Source organism: Escherichia sp. KCJ4928, assembly GCF_004352695.1.
Taxonomy (GTDB): Bacteria; Pseudomonadota; Gammaproteobacteria; order Enterobacterales; family Enterobacteriaceae; genus ECMA0423.
This window is the reverse complement of sequence record NZ_SJWV01000583.1, coordinates 1-507: the sequence shown is the minus strand read 5'-3', so window position 1 is coordinate 507 and position 507 is coordinate 1. Positions and strand designations below refer to the sequence as shown.

Below are 507 nucleotides of genomic sequence, written 5' to 3'. Positions count from 1 at the left end.
CACTGCAGCTGGCGCAGGCTAACAAGGCATTCATCCGGAAAAACTTCAGCGTCATTCTTGAGCGTACGGTACGCGAACTCAACGGCGAGTCCTGCATATCCCTGGAAGAAGCACCACCGGCAAAACAACAGATTGTCTGTAGTCGCAGTTTTGGTGAACGAATCACAGACAAAGATGCCATGCACCAGGCTGTTGTTCAGTATGCAGAGCGGGCCGCAGAGAAACTACGTGGGGAACGTCAGTATTGCCGGCAGGTGACGACATTTGTACGGACATCCCCCTTTGCAGTAAAAGAACCCTGTTACAGCAATGCCGCTGTGGAAAAGCTTTCATTGCCCACACAGGACAGCCGGGACATTATTGCCGCCGCATGCAGGGCCTTAAACCATGTCTGGCGTGAAGGGTACCGCTATATGAAGGCAGGAGTCATGCTGGCTGATTTCACACCATCGGGTATAGCGCAGCCGGGATTATTTGATGAAATCCAGCCCCGTAAAAACAGTGAAA

At 52.1% G+C, this 507-nt stretch carries 1 pseudogene; it reads left to right on the top strand.

Annotation, left to right across the window (positions count from 1 at the left end):
• Nucleotides 1–507: pseudogene (locus E0D98_RS25705) on the top strand (protein ImpB); the annotation flags it as partial.